At 42.0% G+C, this 19,049-nt stretch carries 16 protein-coding genes and 1 pseudogene; 11 read left to right on the plus strand and 6 right to left on the minus strand.

What is annotated here, in order from left to right; all coding sequences use genetic code 11:
- The first annotated feature begins 118 nt into the window (after window positions 1-118).
- From V7L07_RS26165 to cas6, 6 genes are all read left to right on the plus strand, one after another.
- Window positions 119-508 carry a hypothetical protein gene (locus V7L07_RS26165; RefSeq protein WP_335061758.1) on the plus strand — a complete coding sequence of 130 codons (390 nt, stop codon included), beginning with the start codon at window positions 119-121 and terminating at the stop codon, window positions 506-508.
- A 127-nt stretch (window positions 509-635) separates the two neighbouring features.
- Window positions 636-893, plus strand: coding sequence for a type II toxin-antitoxin system VapC family toxin (locus V7L07_RS26170; RefSeq protein ID WP_335061760.1), 258 nt, complete (start codon window positions 636-638; stop codon window positions 891-893).
- 128 nt (window positions 894-1,021) lie between these two features.
- Entirely contained in the window at window positions 1,022-2,302 is a 1,281-nt protein-coding gene (locus V7L07_RS26175; protein ID WP_335061762.1) for a M16 family metallopeptidase, read from the plus strand.
- Between the two features lie 102 nt (window positions 2,303-2,404).
- Entirely contained in the window at window positions 2,405-3,268 is an 864-nt protein-coding gene (locus V7L07_RS26180; protein WP_335061804.1) for a fructosamine kinase family protein, read from the plus strand.
- Window positions 3,269-3,777: 509 nt separating this feature from the next.
- Window positions 3,778-4,398 (plus strand): 2OG-Fe(II) oxygenase, encoded by a 621-nt coding sequence (locus V7L07_RS26185; protein ID WP_335061763.1) that lies wholly within the window; start codon window positions 3,778-3,780, stop codon window positions 4,396-4,398.
- Window positions 4,388-5,245 (plus strand): CRISPR-associated endoribonuclease Cas6, encoded by an 858-nt coding sequence (cas6, locus tag V7L07_RS26190; RefSeq protein WP_335061764.1) that lies wholly within the window; start codon window positions 4,388-4,390, stop codon window positions 5,243-5,245. Before V7L07_RS26185 ends, cas6 begins: the two co-directional genes overlap by 11 nt.
- Here the strand turns inward: cas6 and V7L07_RS26195 are convergent.
- Window positions 5,223-5,675, minus strand: coding sequence for a DUF6444 domain-containing protein (locus tag V7L07_RS26195; RefSeq protein ID WP_335061766.1), 453 nt, complete (start codon window positions 5,673-5,675; stop codon window positions 5,223-5,225). The genes cas6 and V7L07_RS26195 overlap by 23 nt on opposite strands.
- Before the next feature lie 60 nt (window positions 5,676-5,735).
- On the opposite strand from V7L07_RS26195, the pseudogene V7L07_RS26200 reads away from it, so the two are divergent.
- Window positions 5,736-6,089, plus strand: a pseudogene (locus V7L07_RS26200) (Uma2 family endonuclease); the annotation flags it as partial.
- A 246-nt stretch (window positions 6,090-6,335) separates the two neighbouring features.
- Complete coding sequence (locus V7L07_RS26205) at window positions 6,336-7,121, plus strand: Uma2 family endonuclease (RefSeq protein ID WP_335061768.1); 786 nt, start codon at window positions 6,336-6,338, stop codon at window positions 7,119-7,121.
- A gap of 176 nt (window positions 7,122-7,297) precedes the next feature.
- Here V7L07_RS26205 and V7L07_RS26210 read toward each other — a convergent pair whose 3' ends face one another.
- The gene (locus V7L07_RS26210) at window positions 7,298-8,329 is read right to left on the minus strand and encodes a hypothetical protein (RefSeq protein ID WP_292719938.1); all 1,032 of its coding nucleotides are present in this window, start codon (window positions 8,327-8,329) and stop codon (window positions 7,298-7,300) included.
- A gap of 311 nt (window positions 8,330-8,640) precedes the next feature.
- On the opposite strand from V7L07_RS26210, the gene moaA reads away from it, so the two are divergent.
- The gene (moaA, locus tag V7L07_RS26215) at window positions 8,641-9,627 is read left to right on the plus strand and encodes a GTP 3',8-cyclase MoaA (protein WP_335061769.1); all 987 of its coding nucleotides are present in this window, start codon (window positions 8,641-8,643) and stop codon (window positions 9,625-9,627) included.
- A gap of 80 nt (window positions 9,628-9,707) precedes the next feature.
- Here moaA and rpsD read toward each other — a convergent pair whose 3' ends face one another.
- The gene (gene rpsD / locus V7L07_RS26220; RefSeq protein ID WP_012408407.1) at window positions 9,708-10,316 is read right to left on the minus strand and encodes a 30S ribosomal protein S4; all 609 of its coding nucleotides are present in this window, start codon (window positions 10,314-10,316) and stop codon (window positions 9,708-9,710) included.
- A gap of 461 nt (window positions 10,317-10,777) precedes the next feature.
- Between rpsD and V7L07_RS26225 the strand changes: the two genes are divergently transcribed.
- Complete coding sequence (locus V7L07_RS26225; RefSeq protein ID WP_335061771.1) at window positions 10,778-11,452, plus strand: hypothetical protein; 675 nt, start codon at window positions 10,778-10,780, stop codon at window positions 11,450-11,452.
- Between the two features lie 174 nt (window positions 11,453-11,626).
- On the opposite strand, the gene hetR is transcribed toward V7L07_RS26225, so the two are convergent.
- Window positions 11,627-12,526 (minus strand): heterocyst differentiation master regulator HetR, encoded by a 900-nt coding sequence (gene hetR / locus V7L07_RS26230; RefSeq protein WP_335061773.1) that lies wholly within the window; start codon window positions 12,524-12,526, stop codon window positions 11,627-11,629.
- Between the two features lie 179 nt (window positions 12,527-12,705).
- On the opposite strand from hetR, the gene V7L07_RS26235 reads away from it, so the two are divergent.
- On the plus strand, window positions 12,706-12,912 hold the full coding sequence (locus V7L07_RS26235) for a hypothetical protein (RefSeq protein ID WP_335061775.1): 207 nt from the start codon (window positions 12,706-12,708) through the stop codon (window positions 12,910-12,912).
- Between the two features lie 1,738 nt (window positions 12,913-14,650).
- Here V7L07_RS26235 and V7L07_RS26240 read toward each other — a convergent pair.
- Together V7L07_RS26240 and V7L07_RS26245 are read right to left on the minus strand one after the other, a co-directional pair.
- The gene (locus tag V7L07_RS26240; RefSeq protein WP_335061776.1) at window positions 14,651-16,906 is read right to left on the minus strand and encodes an EamA family transporter; all 2,256 of its coding nucleotides are present in this window, start codon (window positions 16,904-16,906) and stop codon (window positions 14,651-14,653) included.
- 710 nt (window positions 16,907-17,616) lie between these two features.
- A complete protein-coding gene (locus V7L07_RS26245; RefSeq protein ID WP_335061778.1) occupies window positions 17,617-18,876 on the minus strand; it encodes an inorganic phosphate transporter in 1,260 nt (419 codons plus the stop codon).
- Window positions 18,877-19,049: the final 173 nt, after the last annotated feature.

Genomic DNA, 19,049 nt, shown 5'->3' on the forward strand with positions numbered 1-19,049 from the left:
GTTGCATAGAACCGCTATATCACGTCTAGAAACCTTGCCTAGACAGATTAAAATAGTGGTGGAATAGAATTTTAGTTTATAGTCGTTAACTGTAGTTAATTTGATAACTAAGAGTATTATGTATATTAACGAGAAAGTACGTTTAATATCATCTACACTATCTTCTTTGACTCTTTCAGAGTTAGAATCGTTGAGAGAAGAAATTCATTCTATTATTACAAATTACAGAGGTAATGTTACAGGAAGTTTTCTTGTGGGTAGCTATAATGTCCAAGTTATTAGTTCTGGTATTAGTCAGAATAAAACAACTATTCCTCAAACTTCATTCAGCACTAAATCGGCTGTAGTTAATTACCCTGTAATCAGTTATAAAATTGGTGAAATCAAACAATTAACTCCTACTCAAAATTCTCCTAGACCTTTAGGTATTTGGAAAGGGAAAGTAGAAATATCAGAAGATATTAATAAAACATCAAGTGATATTATTTCTGAATTTGGTATTGAATAATAATGGAATTGTTACTTGATACCTGTGCTGTAATATGGTCACTTGAAGATAACTCCTGTCTTTTGCCTGAAGTTCGTAAACAAATTTCAGATTCTTCAAATAAAGTATTTGTTAGTGCTGTTAGTGTTTGGGAAATAGAAATAAAAAGAAAAAAAGACAGCTTAAAACCCCAGATAATTTAATACAAGCCATCACTGATACTGATTTTAGCTTTTTATCAATAACAGAACACCACGCTGTTAAAGCAGCATCGTTACCTGAGCATCATAAAGACCCTTTTGATAGGCTTTTAATAGCACAAGCGATACTAGAAAAGATGATTATAATTACTTCCGATACTCAATTTATAAATTATGGAGTACCACTTTTATTTGCTACAAAATAATTAAAAAGATGTAATCGTACCTAGATTGACACCTTCAAAGGGCTAGTCCTGAAAACTACAAAACTTCACTGAGCAGTAAGTAGCAGATAAGATAAAGAAGTAACATCGCTCCTCACACACAAGTAGCAATGACCTCAACCCTACGGAAACTTCCCCGTCTCAATGCCCCGACACTACACCAGTTGCCCAATGGTTTGACAATCATTGCCGAGCAAATGCCAGTTGAAGCCGTAAACCTCAATTTGTGGGTTAAAGTTGGCTCTGCTGTAGAACCTGATGCCATTAACGGTATGGCTCACTTTTTAGAACACATGATTTTTAAAGGAACAGAACGACTGGCTAGCGGCGAATTTGAACGTCGAATTGAAGAGCGGGGTGCTGTTACCAATGCCGCTACCAGCCAAGATTATACTCATTACTATATAACTACTGCCCCCAAAGATTTTGCCGAGCTTGCGCCACTACAAATAGATGTAGTATCAAATGCGAGTATTCCTGATGATGCCTTTGAACGTGAGCGATTGGTAGTTTTAGAAGAAATTAGGCGTTCCGAGGATAATCCCCAACGGCGTACATATCGGCGGGCGATGCAGACAGCCTTTGATCGTCTACCCTATCGCCGTGCAGTATTGGGGCCAGAATCGGTGATTGCCGAACTGAAACCCCAGCAGATGCGAGATTTTCATGCTAATTGGTATCAACCCCAGTCAATTACTGCTGTAGCTGTGGGCAATTTGCCCGTGGAAGAATTAATTGCAACTGTTGCAGAAGGATTTACAAAAGCTACTCCCCAGCCCAGTACAGACGGGATTAATCGCGTCTCTCCCCTGAACCCTGAATCACCATTTACAGAAATTGTCCGTCGAGAATTTATCGATGAAAGTTTGCAACAAGCAAGGCTAGTAATGGTTTGGCGAGTTCCCGGAATGACACAGTTAGATCGCACCTATGGATTGGATGTTTTAGCCGGAATTTTGGGACATGGACGGACATCAAGACTGGTGAGGGATTTACGAGAAGAACGGGGATTAGTTTCTTCAATTTCTGTGAGCAACATGAGCAATGAACTGCAAGGAATATTTTATATTTCAGCTAAATGTGCAGTGGAAAATTTAGCAATTGTAGAAGATGCGATCGCTCAACACATTGGTAAACTACAAACAGAGTTGGTAACAGAATCAGAAATTGCCCGTATAGGGCGGCGAGTAGCTAATAGATATGTTTTTGGCAACGAAACACCAAGCGATCGCTCTGGGTTGTATGGTTATTATCAATCCTTGGTAGGAGATTTGGAACCCGCCTTTAACTACCCAGCGATAATTCAGAGTCAAGATGCAACAGACTTGATGCAAGCAGCCAAAGAGTATCTATCCCCAGGTGCTTATGGTGTAGTTTTTGTCAAGCCGTAAATTACAAATTGGGAATAGGGCATGGGGTAGATAATTAATAACCAGTACCCAATACCCAGTTAACTAATCCAAAATCTAAAATCTAAAATCCAAAATTGCATGATCTGGACTCAAATCGACGCGAATATTAGCCAGGTGACTGGCGAAAAATTTCAGAGTCAGCAAAGGCGATCGGTTGGTGGTGGGTGCATCAACCAAGGTTATGCTGTCTCTAATGGTGAGATAACCTACTTCGTCAAGCTAAACCAAGCATCCCAAGTTACAATGTTTGAAGCTGAAGCGTTGGGCTTAAAGGAAATGCAAACAACAGCTAGTATTCGCCTTCCCAAACCAATCTGCTGGGGTACTGCTGATAATTCTAGCTACATCGTCCTGGAATGGTTGGAACTTGCCAGCGGTAACAGCAATTCCTGGGAAGATATGGGACGCAAGTTAGCGTCAATGCATAAAGCTAGCAGCAGTCAAGGTTTTGGTTGGAAAATTAACAATACCATTGGTTCCACACCCCAAATCAATACTTGGACAGCAGACTGGACGGAATTTTATATTAAACATCGCCTGGGTTATCAATTTCAGTTAGCAAAGCGACGAGGAGGTAATTTTCCCCAGCAAGACAAGTTACTAGCAGCTATCCCGGAACTATTGGCAAATCATCAAGTGCAACCTTCTTTAGTACATGGCGATTTATGGGGCGGAAATGCTGGGTGTACTGCGTCGGGAGAACCAGTGATATTTGATCCAGCAACTTATTTTGCGGATAGAGAAGTTGATATTGCCATGACAGAATTATTTGGTGGTTTCCCAGCAGCGTTTTATAAAGGTTATAACGAAGTCTTTCCCTTAGATGCAGGCTATGAACGCCGAAAAACGCTCTATAACCTATATCATATTTTGAATCACTTCAATTTATTTGGCGGTAGTTACGGTTCCCAGGCGAATCGAATGATTGAGCAAATTTTGCGTTGAATTTTACCTTTTTACAAAGTCCTAATAGTGCGATCGCTCCTCCACACTAAAACATAAGTATGTAGAAAAGCAATTGCTTGTGGTGGAATGCTGGCGTCAATGCCCAGCAGTATATAGAGTACGTATAACCTAGCATGACATTCTAAAAAATTAGAATTCTAGAGAGCGCGATGGTCTTTCACACTAATCTTATGTGTGAGTGACTAATTTTTTTAATTTTTTTGTATGATACAATTTTTGTAGTACAATTATACCAACTCAGTATTTTGTTTACTGATTTTGAAAGTATTTAAAGGTCGGAGAAGCAAGATTCATAATTAATAGAAATTGATTTTTGGGATTGGCACTACTCCATTGACCTAAAGCTATGAAGTTTCCTGTGGAGCAAATCCTGAATCTGACCGATATGAAAGTATATAGCCGAAGAACCTAAGTAATTAAATTCTCGCACCAATGGTGCGAGAATTTGTAGAACATCAATTTATAAGTATATTTCTCTCACATCCCCAGTGAAACACTATCAACAACAAACCAACGCCTTCCCCAGCGATTACCTAAACAACTTGTGGGGAGAAATTCAAGCTTGTCCTTACTTTGCTATCAACAACCTCAACCGCGATTTTGTCGCCACTAAAGGATTTTCCGTAGTGTTTCAGCGTTCTGGATTAGCACAAGTAGAACAGCAGTTTCCCTACTTCAAGCCTTACCTAGATTTGGCTCTCCAGGAGAATTGCAACGCTTTTTACCTCAATCCTTTACAGCTAAAAGAAGGCTCCCGCGTCGATCTGCATATCGATCGCTCTTTACGTTCCTACTGCAAAACCATTGAACCGCCTGCGGTTGTGAGTGTTCTTTACGTGCGCGTACCCGCAGACATGGAAGGGGGAGAACTGGTACTCAAGTCGCACAAACGCCAACTTGGGCAAATCAAGCCCCAATTCAATACTTTAGTTTATTTTCAAGGTGATTTAACCCATTCGGTTAACGCCGTCAAAACCCCAGGAAATCGCCTAAGTTTAGTTTGTGAGCAGTATAGTTTGAGTGAAGTTGAACTCCAGGAAATCCCTGAGTTTACTGTAGAGTCAAGAAGCACTCAGTCTACAACCAAAAAGAGAAAGTATGCCTCATAGTTTAGTGTTGAATTTGCTACCTCAATCACCCATTCCACCACAGTATCTCACAGGTAGACATCTCCACGCCCTATTTTTAACCCTTGTTAGTTCTGTAGATAGCACATTAGGCGATCGCTTGCACGATTCCAGCGCAGATAAAGCTTTCACCCTCTCTCCCTTACAAATTAATTCCCCCCTTCTGAAGGGGGGTAAGGGGGGATCTAAATTGCAATATTCATATCAACAACCCATTCCCGCCGGGACTCCTTGTTGGTGGCGCATCTCCTTATTAGATGACACTCTCTTTGGTAAACTTACCCAACTCTGGCTAAATCTTAATCCCAATCGCCCTTGGCATCTTGGCCCAGCTGATTTGTATATTACCAGCATTCAAGGCACACCCCAATCTATTCAACCTTGGGCAAATGCCAGTACTTACGCTCAATTATATGAAGAAGCTAGCGATGTGTGCGACGGGCTACGCCTACGCAATTCTTCCATTAACCTTAGCTTCTCCACGCCTACCGCCTTCCGTCAAGGACAGTATGATAGTACCCTCCCTACTAGAGAATCTGTTTTCAATTCCCTACTTTCGCGGTGGAATAAGTACAGCGGCATAGAATTATCTCACATTGCCATCGAGTCAATCTTCCCTTCTTTTGTCAATATTCATACAGAAATACTAGCCGACTCCCGCAGCAAATTTATTGGCATTATTGGCGAAGTTAACTACAAGATTCTGGGAGAAATTGAACCGATACAAATTAAGCAACTTAATGCTTTAGCTGATTTTGCTTTGTATGCAGGAATTGGTCGCAAAACAACAATGGGTATGGGTATGTCTAGGCGACTGTATTCTCCCTAATTTCGTAATCGCTCACGGGGTTAATTAGTTGCTGAAATCGAGCAAAATATAATGAGTGAAAATGACTTCCGCAGCTACTACACAACTCCGGTTTGTGGTTTATTACCTCAGCACATTCCGATTCTGAGTAGAGAAATTTTTCCCATCTTTGATGTCCTGGCTGTCCCCCTCGCTTTTTACCACTCTTCATCTTTCCTGGATGCTTTTCGGCATTGAGTGGATCTAATGAGGGCGGAGATGATGAATTTTTTGAGGTGCGATTAATTTTTTCTAAAAGCTCTGGCTGCTGGGCTTTTAAGTCAGTTAACTCTTTTTCCGATTGCTTGATGTGCTGCCCCATTTTCTCCATCAGTTGTTTGACAATGGCTGGAGTCTTTTCCCAATCTAAGTCGGAAATTTCGATTCCGTAGGCGAGGCAGTTTTCATTCATGCCTCTTAATCTACCATCTACGTGTACTTATTTTTTACAGTAGCAGGATAACTCCTGTGAACGTTTACAAAAAATGAGCGATCGCAGCAAGCAGTAGAACCAGATACCAGTTTTTATATTCAAAATCAAGCTGCTGTAATTGGAAAAAATCGCATAGATTTAAATATAGATCCACCACCAGATTTAGCAATCGAAATTGATATTACTTCTCGCACTAGATTTGATAATTATGAAATTTTAGGAGTACCTGAACTTTGGCGACATACACAACAAGGTTTAGAAATTTTCTTATTACAAGAGGGAAAGTATATTAAATCTCAATCTAGTCCTAATTTTCCTAATATTCTAATTGTTGAATTAGTCAATGAGTATGTTCAGCAGTGTTTAACAATTGCTATAAGTCAAGCTAAGTAGGTAGGTAGGAATAAACCAAACTAAGTTACGAAACGTAAATATGGCTTAAACCCTTACCAATGACAAATGATAAATGACAAATGACGACCCCCGCCAGTTAACTTTGTTTACGCCCACCTACTTATCTGTAATTTTCGAGATTGGGTCAATAATAATTTATAACTATGATATCTGTACGCTTTAATTCAGGAAGCCCTCGGCAGATTATGATAGAAATCTAAGGCTTTCTGAGAAAGGCGATCGCTCATGACTACTGAGACAAATCCAGCAGCCATTGTGGACTGGGAACCCCCGATGCCACCTACAGATTTAATTTTTGATGATGGTGAACCCTTGGAATCAAATCGCCACCGCATTGCTATGAATGTGTTGATTCGGTCATTACAACAAGCTTGGGCTGACCGCAATGATTTCTTCACTGGGGGCAATATGTTTATTTACTACAGCAGCACCCAAGTTCGCAACCGTGATTTCCGAGGCCCAGATTTCTTTGCAGTGCTAAATGTTGACGGCAATAACTCAAGACAAGGCTGGGTAGTCTGGGAAGAAAATGGTCGTTATCCTGATGTAATCGTGGAATTAATGTCACCATCTACGGCAGCAATAGACAAGGGTATTAAGAAAAATCTTTACGAACAAACTTTCCGTACCTCAGATTATTTTGTTTACGATCCCTTTGATCCTAATTCTTTGCAAGGGTGGCATTTAGATGATAATCAGCAGTATCAGCCTTTGACCCCAAACGATCGCGGATGGCTATGGTCTAAGCGTTTAGGTTTATGGTTAGGGACGATTGAGGGAACAATAGATAGAGAAACGGCAATATGGTTGCGGTTTTACGATGTGGCTGGTAATTTGGTTTTGTTACCAGAGGAAGCTGCAATTGCACAAGCAGAAGCCGCAGCTATACAGGTAGAAGCCGCAGTTGCACAGGTTGAAGTAGCAGTTGCACAAGCAGAAGTAGCAGTTGCACAGGCGGCTCGTTTAGCGGCTAGATTAAGAGAACTAGGGGAAAATCCTGATATCTTATGAAGAGTGCTGAGTTGAAAGACCGCCCACAAGCGGCAGGGCAAAAACCCAAGTGCGAAAGTACTGAGTACTCCTCTTCTTACTCAGTAGGGGCTAAATGCCCCACTACCGCTAACAGCACTGAGTATAGTAAAGACGGCGATTCATTGCGTCTCTTGTCTTAACCAAACAGTATTGCCCTAACTCGTCTCCTGAATTTGCAAACGAATAGTGTGTTCAGTTGCACCACTAAGTTGCAATTCCATGATTTCACCACCCAGAGGTTCCAAGCAAGTGAGGAGCGATCGCAAGTTGGGGGTACTTGCGCCAGTATCTACATATAATCGATCTGCTAAATTACCGATGCGTTTCCAAGTCATGTACAATTTAGCGATCGTTTGTTCAATTTGCGATGCTTGATTGACCAAATCAGCAGCAATGCTCAAACAGCCGACTCTTTGCGCTTCTTCTAAGGCTGTTTCAATATCAACATCTTCCTTCGTCAGCGCTTGAACTTGAGCTGCCCCTTTGAGATACTTCGCCAAGTTACGCGCTTCGGTAGTTACCTGTTTCAAGGTATCTACATCGGGATTGGCAGCTATTTCCTTTTGAATAAACTTTTGGTGCGATTCTGGCAGTTTTTCCATTTCCTTCACCAGAGGGGCGATGTAGCGCGGGGGAAGGGTGTTATCTGCGGCTTTTTCTTTAACTGCTTCTGGTAATAAATCTGAGGACATAGCTGTCCATTCATCGCTGAGTTGACGGACTTCGCGCCTAGTGATGCGATCGCCTTTTTGGGCGGCTTCACTCACCATCTGTTGCACTTCTGGGGATGCTTTGGAGGTTTCGACAAATGCCCGTTTGCTAAAGTTATTCACCGAACCGGGGTCAAGTTTACCGTCTTCAATCAGAGTATCGGCACTATTCGCCAATTGAATCCAGGCATAAGCTTGACTTTTGCTGATTTCCCGCTCTTTTAGCCATCGCAGAAAGCCAGTACCGCGTCCGTCACCACCTACTTTTTCTCTGTCGCGGATCGCCCGTAAAATTCGCCCCCGCCAGATTTCAGTTTGCAAATCAAAGCGATCGCATACCTGCCAAGCTATTTCTAGCTGCTGTTGAAAATCTGACTCTAGAATCTGTTCATCTTCTGGATCGGGCAGTTCAAAGCTGATATCGGCTGGCTGTAGTAGGGCAGCAGCAAGGTCGTTGATGGAGTCGGTGTCTTGCACGATTGATGACTAACTAGTGGATGCGATCGGCTTATTATGCCACAATCTGTGGACTCCCACTTAAGGTGGAGTACGGTATTTTGAGTTACAACAAATATAGTAAGAAGGGGTAAACCACCTTTGGAACATCCAAAAATTAAATTACTCAATTTTTGCATCCAATAGGAGTAGGGGGACAAGGTAGACAAGGTAGCAATATCTCTGCCTTGTTTCCCCCCTGTGCCTTGTCTCCCCAAAGCGATTGATTATTTTTTTATTTGGAAGTCCCTTTGTAAAGTCTTTAGTTAATCAGAGACAATAAAAATAAAACGATGAACCAGGTAGATTACCTCCGCATTAGCTTAATTGATCGCTGCAATTTTCGTTGTCAGTACTGTATGCCAGAGGGAGTAGAACTGGACTATATTCTTAAGCAACAGTTATTGAGTGATGAAGAACTACTCACCTTAATTCAAGAAGTATTTATTCCAGTCGGCTTTACCCGATTTCGTTTGACTGGGGGTGAACCCTTATTGCGTCCGCAGGTGGTGGATTTGATAAGTGCGATCGCAACTCTCCCCCAAACTCAAGATATCTCAATGACCACCAACGGTTTTTTGCTGGCTCCGATGGCACAAAACCTCTACAATGCTGGTTTGCGACGAATTAATATTAGTCTGGACTCTCTTGATCCCGACATTTTTGATCAAATTATCGGTAATCAGGGGCGTTCTCGTTGGCAACAAGTTTGGCAGGGTATTCAAGCTGCCCATCAGGTCGGATTCGACCCCCTGAAGCTGAATGTAGTGGTGATTCCTGGGGTTAATGACCACGAAGTTCTAGATTTAGCCGCCCTGACAATTGATAAACAGTGGCACGTTCGATTTATTGAGTTTATGCCCATTGGTAATGTACATTTATTTGGCGATCGCGGTTGGGTATCTTCAGCCGATTTACGAGAACGCATTCGCGATCGCTGGGGCTTGACAGAATCTCAAGTTCGTGGTGCTGGCCCTGCTGATGTCTTTCAAATTCCTGGTGCGAAGGGGACACTAGGATTTATTAGTCAGATGTCGGAATGTTTTTGCGATCGTTGTAATCGGATGCGCCTAAGTGCAGATGGCTGGCTGCGTCCCTGTTTATTAAATGAAACTGGTCAAATAGATTTAAAAACGGCTTTGCGTTCTGGTGTCAGCACCGCTCAATTACAAGAACAGGTCAGAAATTTACTCGGAATCAAGTCAGAAATTAACTTTAAAGGGCGCGATTCTGGCGTTACAGGTACATATACTCGTACCATGTCGCAAATTGGCGGCTGAAAAAAGTTAGGAGTTAAAAGTGAGGAGTTAGGAATTATCGTCTTGCAACTCCTAACTCATAACTCCTAACTCCTAACTGTTTAAGCTTGTCGTGAGTAGTATTCCACCACAAGTAGTTCATTAACTTGTAATGCCACCCATTCGCGCTCAATAACGCTGTTGACTTTACCAACCAACTTATTTTTGTCAAATTCCAAATGACTGGGCAGGTTTGCCAAACCGGGATATTGCAAGTTAGCTTCCACCAACTTCCGGGATTGTGCCCGATCCCTAACTGCAATTACTTCACCAGGACGGCATTGGTAGCTAGCAATATTCACTACACGACCGTTAACAGTTACGTGACCGTGATTTACCAATTGACGAGCTGCTGGGATAGTCGGGGCTATACCCAAGCGGAAAACGGTATTATCCAAGCGCATTTCTAGCAATTGCAGTAGCACTTGTCCGGTAGAACCAGTAACCCGTCTGGCTTTCCGTACATAGCGGAGCAATTGCTTTTCAGTCAAACCGTAGTTGAAGCGGAGCTTTTGCTTTTCTTCTAGACGGATGGCATACTCAGAGCGCTTTTTGCGGTTCTGACCATGCTGACCAGGTGGGTAAGCGCGTCTAGCGCTTTTACGAGTTAATCCTGGTAAGTCGCCCAAGCGACGGACAATTCTGAGGCGTGGCCCTCTATATCGGGACATGAGTTTCCTTAATCTAATCCTGTTTAAACTTTACTCAGACATTCTATTTTGACATTCCACTGATTAAAAATCAGGGGATTCTTGGTTTTTTGAGACTGCTTGCCTTGGTATGACGTATCCTACCAATGTAGAGGCATCTTTTTTGCGCCAGTTGTTTAATTCGGCAAAGCCGACATACTAGCTTCCAAGCTTGAATTCCGACGTGCCCCGCCGTACTCCTGCCAATAAGTTTTTTGTGTTTATTTAGTTTCGTAGGCTGCTCAATCATCAGATTGGTTTACGCAGTATTCTTACTCTGAAATACTTTTTACGTTGCCTACTTATCTTTCAAACAGTTATATTAACACAACTTTCGACATAATTAATTATGTCTATACTTTACTACCACCGAAATTCTTGGATTACAGAGGATTTTTAAGAGATTTGAGTTAGCATAACTTTGGGTGTTTGGAGAATTGGCAATGTCAATGAGCAAAAAAGTGGTTAATAAAGCTAAGAACAAACAAAGCAATTCCACCTCTAGGATTTTAATAGTACCAGTTTTGGCTGTAGCTGGATGGTTGACAACAATCTTGCCTAATGTGGCTGTTGCTGCCTCTTACACTAATGATTATAGTGTCTGTGCCGCTGGACTTTTAAGCGTGGGTGTCACGGCAGAAGCGGCATCACCAGCTTGTGCAAAGGCACTGCGCCCCAGGGATTTGGCTGCTTGCGTGGTTAAAATTGAGAAGCAGACCCAAATTGCGGCAACAGATGCGCTTTCTTCTTGTGGAAAGGCCCGCCGTCCTGAGGAGTTAGCTACTTGTGTAGTCGGTGTTAGCTCAATTACTAAGGAAGCAGTTAATCCAGAAGCTTTAAATTACTGTGGTCGTAGTTTGTTGCCTGTGCGTTTTGGTCAGTGCGTAGTTGGGTTGCGTAGTAAAATCGACCTTCCCCCTACCCAGGTGTTAGATACTTGTATCGATGCTAGTGACAGCGTTCTTGGCGCTTCATCTTCGTCTATACCTGCGACTCTAAGTCCTGCGGGATCAACTCCAAGTCTCGAGACTACGCCATTTCCAACGCAACCAGTTGTGCCAACGCAACCGGTTATACCAACACAACCGATTGTGCCAACGCAGCCGCGCACTAATTAAATTACAGTCTTTTATGATTGATTGAGGCGATACTAAACAAGGGGCTTAAGCCCCTTGTTAAAGACAGACAAATTGCCGCTACATTGCATTAGTACAACACGGTGTAAATAAACCACCAATTCAAAATCAATGAAACGCTTACGCTGTATTCATTTTGAATTCCGCCTTGCGGTACTAGTCTTCTCTTTCGCCAAAAACTGTTTGTAAAATGACTGCAATCCCGCCATCTTGGTGATATTTATCTGCCCAGGCACGGATAATTTCATCTAATTCTTCCATAGCCTGCTCCATTTTTTCTGGGAGGATATCAAGTTCTTCCAGTAAGCGCATGGCGTTTCGTTGCCGTTCTGCCCAATTTTTCATCATGCGAAAATACCGAGCGGTATCTTCTACCAGGATGTTAGTGCGTTCTTGATCGTCTGCTGGGGTGTAAGAAAGACGGGTAAGTGCGTAGAAGGGCATTCCCCAAGGAGAATCAATGCGCGTTACCGTTCCTGAGTAAAGCAGACGGCGCTTAATATGCTCACCCAAAGCTTCACTTAAAGGCATTTGGTGTTCGAGTGGTAAGTCTTCTTGCGATCGCTTGTGCAAAAACTCGATCAAATCCAGAAACTCAAAGGAGCTAACTAACTGAGCATCAGGTAGATTACTTGGTAGTTTCTGCTCGATCTGTCTTTTTTCTTCGCTTGTCAGACTGCTACCAGGAACGCGCGATCGCCCCGGTTGCCAAGGATATTTTTCTAGCCAGACATAAGGTAATTGAATTAGATAGCGAGGTTCATCAGAACCCAGCATTTTTAACAGCTTGCCTTCTGTTAATGCCTGTCTGACTTCTTCTACAATAATTTTTACTCGTTTCGGCTCCAAGTGATGCAGATGCCCTGTCATTCGCAGGTTTTGTCCCTGCTCTAGATAGGTCATGTAAATTGCACACTTTGCTGCTGTTGCGGCTGCGTCTAAGAATGCCCCATGCCTGTGCCCACTCGTCCGCATGGCACTAAAAGCCAGATAAAGCATGATCTGATCCATCGCACTGGGGCCAAGACGTTTGATCAGATCTATGTCGTTACTCATATTACAGACAATTGAATAGCACGTTTACAAATTTTTAATCGAGTGAAAATAGGTAGTATACACCTGGCTGAAGGCTGTCTTTACTTCAGATTATATTAGTATGCGATAACGATGATATCAGTGGTAGCACAAACTACAATTCTTGCACATTTTTTGGTGCAAAAGCAGATTCGGTAGTTGTGACTATAACTGTCTCTGCATCTAACCAGAAAATTACAGACACCACCAAATCAAGCTTACGGCAGTTTATCTCCCAAAAGTCAACTATGCTGCAATTAATCTACAAAGCTTTTCAGGTTTCTGGATTTTTTTCATCTTTTAAGAGCAACAATCTCAAGCGGCTTACACCTAATTATGGCACTATGCCGACTCGGAGTAAAAACTAGTTTGCACAGTTTATCTGGGATATCTGTTACTAGTAAAAGATGGATTTTTCAGCTTTGACGAATTATTTGTAGCACATAGGTTACTAGAAATAATTGGGAGTGGTCTAAAAATGAATCGCTTACCAGGTGTAGCCATATTTAGAGGTTGAGCCACATAGCTCTTTGTGAACTATCATACCGTTCACAACCTCCAGTGATGTCTCGGCGGCATTATCAGCCGTTGATTTGAGGGAAAATAATAGACATCAAGTAGAGCAAATAATTCCAATTTCAAAATACCTGTTGTTTTTCAAATATTGTTCCTCATCATATCACTATTTTTGACTTTCCGAATAAAATCATGTGTTCTGTATTTCATAAATGACGCTATTTAAATACTTTCTATTCTGACTAAATCAAGGTTTGATGATATTGCCATATTTTCTCCTAAATTTAAGTCTGGTCTATCTTTTTGCACGGATAATCTGACACAAAAAGCTGCGATTAATTTCGACTGAATCGCGTAGCTACAAGGCTTTGTTGCTCGTGCTAGGAACCGAAAGATTAGTTACTAGTCATACATATAATAAAACATCTTGGATTCCATAAGATGATTATTTCGAGACTTTTTTTCAATGAATTTATATTTTTTTCATGAAAGAATTTTAAATTTTCATGATTTAACTAATTCATTGACTATTTTCAAGTATGTTTTTACCTCGCTATTTTATATATTTGAGAGACTTGAATTACGTAGATAGTTTGTTGCTAGAAAAGCAGGATCAGCTTTTTCTTGGGTATTTGGGCGATACCTACGGTGGGCTACGCCTACGCAGACCGCATTAACTAGTAAATAACGACAGAAATAAAGATACCATTTCACCAAACACAAGAGCATAGAAATGAGAAAATTTTAATTCCGCATTACTCGCAAGGGGTTTCGTAGTATAGAAATATCGGTTGTTTCAATGGCATTTCCAGGTTAAAAAAACAGTTCATTCTAAACATTTATGCTACTTCTGGATCTCCTAGTTCCAAAATGCGATCAATGGTGTTGACTCCTTGCAAATCTCCTTTCTGAGCAAGTACTCGTACTCAATAGCTGGAGTCAGTACTACTCGTACTGCTTACATATACGTGTTTTCCCTACCTGTATCAGGCTAAATCCCTAAAAATTTATTACAAGTCAAGTTATTCTGATTACTGCTTACTTATCTATAGGACTTACGCAAACAATAGCCGAAAAGATTGCTTTTATGGTAGAGACAATATCCTGTGGGAAGCTACTTTGCGTCTACAGGAATTGTCACGACACATGTAATTTTATGTAATACAATTTCCCTTTCAGGTTGATATCAATAGGCAAAAGGGAGCAGAGGGGAAAGAATCAGAGAGCAATTATTTGGATCACGCATTTCGTGAAATGTTATAAGTCCTAATCTATTAAGGGAACTCCAAGAAATAAATTATCCAAATATTTTGGGGTAGGCATCTTGCCCACCTTATGGACTGGGCGGGCAAGATTCCCACCCCACAAGAGTTAATTGGATATTTTGATTTGTCAGTCCCTAAGTTTTATCTGCACCTATACAGCATTCCTAATAATCATTGGTGAAAACTTAAATCCCCGACTTCTTCGATAAGTCGGGGATATTTGATTTATAAAAGTTACAAGTGGGCGCATTAGCTTCAAAACCGATCCTGAGTGAATGGGAGGTGAAGTAGCTCCCATCACACTTAAGCTGATTAAACTCGCCATTTAATTCGTGGGATTAGAGGGTTTAACCTGATTTCGCATTGTTTCAAAGCTGAAAGCAGCTGCGCCAAAGGTTACAAATAACACTCCCAGAATTTGCACAATATCCAAATTTTCTTGAATGATTAACCCAGCTAAAATCACGGTTAAAACTGGAATGCTACCACCGATGAGCGCCGATCGCGAGGCTCCTAGTTTACCAATACCAATATTGTTGAGCAAATAGCCGGCAAGAGTCAGCACACCCAAAATAAATGCGCTTAAAACCAGTTCCAGCATTTTAGAGGAGTCAACTACTACCAAGTTCCAATTGCTTGGCAAGGGTAGCATCAAGCAGATAAAGCTCAATAGCAACATGGTAGTGAAGTTAATTAAAGTAAAAGTTACGGGATGGAGTTTGCTAGCACAGACTCGCGTCAAAATTATGTAGGCAGCAAAAGCCACACCCGAAATAATGGCGGTGCTGCTTCCCATTGAAATATTACCTATACCGATGCTGGGAGAACCCGCTAAAACCAACAATTCGCCGCAGCAAATTGCAGTGATCGCCGCGATGCGGAATAGAGTGGGGCGATCGCGAAACAGAAACCACGACAATAGACCGCTAACCATCGGATAGATAAAGAACAGTGCGATCGCCATTCCGGTGGGTACTTGAGCGATCGCAATGTAGATTAGCACTTGAGATAAAAACAAAAAGCATCCACTCACAATGGACAATATCAAAATCTGCTTGGTAGCCGCATTGGCAGGCGTGGGATTTCCTCGGACTGAAGCGGCCAAGTTTTCCAAGTCTTGCCACAATCTTGGGTGCAATATCGGAGACAGCAGTACCATCAGTGGTACGACTACCATAAACCGGAGCGTCAAAATTAACAGAGTATTGCCCAAAGTCGGTGGTAGTAACTGCTCTACCTCTAATACCCCAAAAATCTGGGAACCTTCGTGGAATATTACCTTGATGGCTACGTTGTAAAGCGACGATACCACTACCGATGAGACAATTAACAAGAAACCGATTTGGAGTGTCGATAAGCCAGAGGAATTAGGCGATCGCGATTGTGGGGGTTTTGCTTCCGATTGCGGTTCTAACGCAGTGGTTGATGAGGATTTAGCTTTATTCTGCGATCTATCCTTGCGAAGGACAGAAATTGGTTCAGTAATATTTAGCTTTTGCGAAGGCCGAATTATTCTCGGTTGTAGCACAGATGCGATCGGAGGTACTGGTGGCGTTTCGTTTTCTGGCAATTCCTGATTGAGGACAGAAATGGGTTCGGTAGCATTGTCCTGTGGTGGCGGAACTACAGCAGTAGTAGATTCTGATGTCGTTTCACTTTCTGACAAATCCTTACTGGGTACAGGAATTGGATTTGCAACGTTTTCTGTAATAGACAGTGGCTCTGGTGTTGTTTCCCTTTCTGACAAATCTTTGCTGGGTACAGAAATTGGATTTGTAACGTTTTCTGTAATAGACAACGGCTCTGATGTCGTTTCCCTTGGTGAAAATTGATTGGGGATCGGGGAAATTGGCTCAAGGGAATTTCTTACTACTTCCTCAAACTCTGGCAGTGATGTTTCAACAGAACTGCTTTTTTCTGGTTCCGTAAACTGCAAAACAGTAGGTATACCACCTGTTGCTGGTTTGCGTGAAGTTTCTTCTATAGTTTTTTCTAGTTCTCCATGCAGGCGATTAACAAACTCCGTTAAAATGGTTTCCCCTTGCTGCTGCTGGCTATACATCCGTGACAACTGCTGGGAAAGATTACTTTGATAGTTCTTCAATTCCTGTTGTAGCGAATTAAAGGTAACAGTAACGGTGTCATCCAAACTGTCAAACATGTGTTCGACTTTTGCATTGATTTCACCTACTACATTGCTACTCACTTCAGCAGACTTCAGCGCAGCTTGTTCGTAAGATTTGCCCTCTATGTTTTGGCTAGCTAAAGTTGCCAGAGAGGATTGCAGTTGTGATGATATGTGCTTTGCCAGAACTTCTGCCAGTTGCCGAATTAACACTTGCTGCTCAGTAATTTGGCGCACTTGTTGTAAATGCTCTTTTTCCTCTACCAAGCTTTGAATTTCATCAGATAACCGGTTTTTTTCTGACTGAAGCCGCTTTACGTCTTCCTGCAAGGCTCTGAGTACATTCTGCTGAAGATTTTCTAAGTCTTCAACTACAGCCCAAAGCGCATTTTCTGCTGCTCTGGATAGCTCACCTCTGACTCTTGGGTTTTCTGGTTGCTTCTCGAATCGCCCCATTAGCTTCTAACCTCTAACACCTTGACGATAAAGCTACTTTCGGTACACTTTATTGGCGGTCATCCTAATTTCCTGTATTTTGTCAGATAAATTAAAAATTTTAACAGCACTTCCGCATTTCAACGCAATTCTGTCATACTAGACACAAGTTAGCAAAGCACCAAGTTTGCCTCACAGCTTACTACAGCGTGTTCTCTTCGCCATTAACAAGTATTTAACCATTGGATTTGGAATTGTTCGCTACGCCTGGGAGTCGCTTGAACAGAGACTTTTTTGGTTTTTGGTCAGTTTTATTGTCATCAATTATTTACCAATGAGATTTTTACTTTTAAAGAAATCTCACTCCAAATAAATATTTATTGTTTTGCTGCCAATAATACTTGTCAAAGATTTCCAGATGCCTGTGCTTAGGTGCGTTCGCGTAGCGTCTCGTAGAAAAGCGACTTGTCGTTAGACATCGCCACAAAATTGTCTGACTTGCGAAACTAGCTGTAAATTTGTCTGGAATGTAACTTGTGTGACAGTTTATATCTCTAAATGGAGATTAAAGTATCTTTCTGTGGAAACTCAAAGTTACGCTATCCCCTGCACAACATTCTAATGAATGAGCAGCAATTCTGCAAAAGCAGGTTTTTTGGCGTTTTTGCAGTCTAGGTTTTGCTTTGAGTAAATTCCAGTAAAGGAAAAAGTTAGGAAAATATTAATAATTCTTAGAAGAATAAAATTCGTGCAATGCTAAAGATGGCAGCGCTAAGGGCAGCACTTACGGGGATTGTAATTAGCCAGGCGGCGGCAATACCTTTTAGAGTTTGAAACTTAATCGAGTTGAGATTTTGTACTAGTCCAATACCAACGACACCACCGACGAGAGCGTGAGAGGTGGAGACTGGTAAACCTAGCCGGGAAGCGATGAGGATGGTTGTAGCAGTTGCCAGTTCGGCACAAAATCCACTACTAGGTTGCAAGGCAATGATATTTTCGCCAATGGTAGCAATGACTTTTTTTCCCCAGACAGCTAAACCACCAACAATACCAGCACCACCAAGAATTAAGATCCAAAGGGGGATAGTTATACCATCTGTAGGTACGTTACCAGTGCGATTGATGTAAACGATCGCAGCTAAAGGAGCGATCGCATTTCCCACATCATTAGAACCGTGAGCAAAGGCGACAAAGCAAGCGCTTAGTAATTGGAATCGGGCAAATAATTTTTCTACAGAATTGGGGAGTATTTCTCCCTTGTCTCCCTTGTCTCCCAATTGTCGCCAACTAATGATTGTGAGTCCAACTGCTGCTACTGCACCGGTTAACAAGGGGATGTCGTAAGTAGGGATATTGAAACCAGTTTGCTCAATTACAAAATTGGTTAGCGGTTCAGTCAGCGATGGTAATACAATTACGCCGAAGACACCTAGCAGCAGAGTACTCAGCCAGGGAATCCATTCTTGTAACTGGACTACTTGATTAGGTTGATCCAAAATCCAGTGCTTGATTTGACTGTAGAATAAAGCAGCGATCGCACCACTAATTAACGGCGTTAAAATCCAGCCAATGGTAATCAAGCCAATTGATGCCCAATCAATTGCACCTACTCCCAAAGCTACCCAGCTAAATCCTGCGATCGCACCAACAACCGCATGAGAAGAGGATACAGGTAAACCGCGTGATGTGGCAATTTGCAACCACACACCACAGGATATTAGTACCGTTACCATTCCAACAACGAATATTTGGGGTGTAGCTGCAAATAAGGCGGGATTAGCAATTTTCGTTGCTAGAGTTTCCGTTACCTCATGTCCAAACAACACAGCACCCGTAAACTCTAATACACCAGCAATAATTATCGCCTGTTTGAGAGTGACAGCCTTGGAACCGACAGAGGTTCCCATTGCGTTAGCGACATCGTTTGCTCCAAGATTCCAAGCGACGTAGAAAGCTAGTAGAGCGACGAAAAGTAGGGTAATAAGCATATTTGGGGAAATGAGGGAGATAAGACAATACGGTTCGGATAAGGTTTTTTGATGACAAGCTCTAGATTGCAAAGACGCGATGAATCGCCGTCTCTACAAAGGACTGATTATTGTAGAGACGGCGATTTATCGCGTCTCTTGGCTTAACCGAACCGTATCGGGAGATGAGGAAT

The organism is Nostoc sp. (assembly GCF_036916985.1).
Lineage (GTDB): Bacteria > Cyanobacteriota > Cyanobacteriia > Cyanobacteriales > Nostocaceae > Nostoc.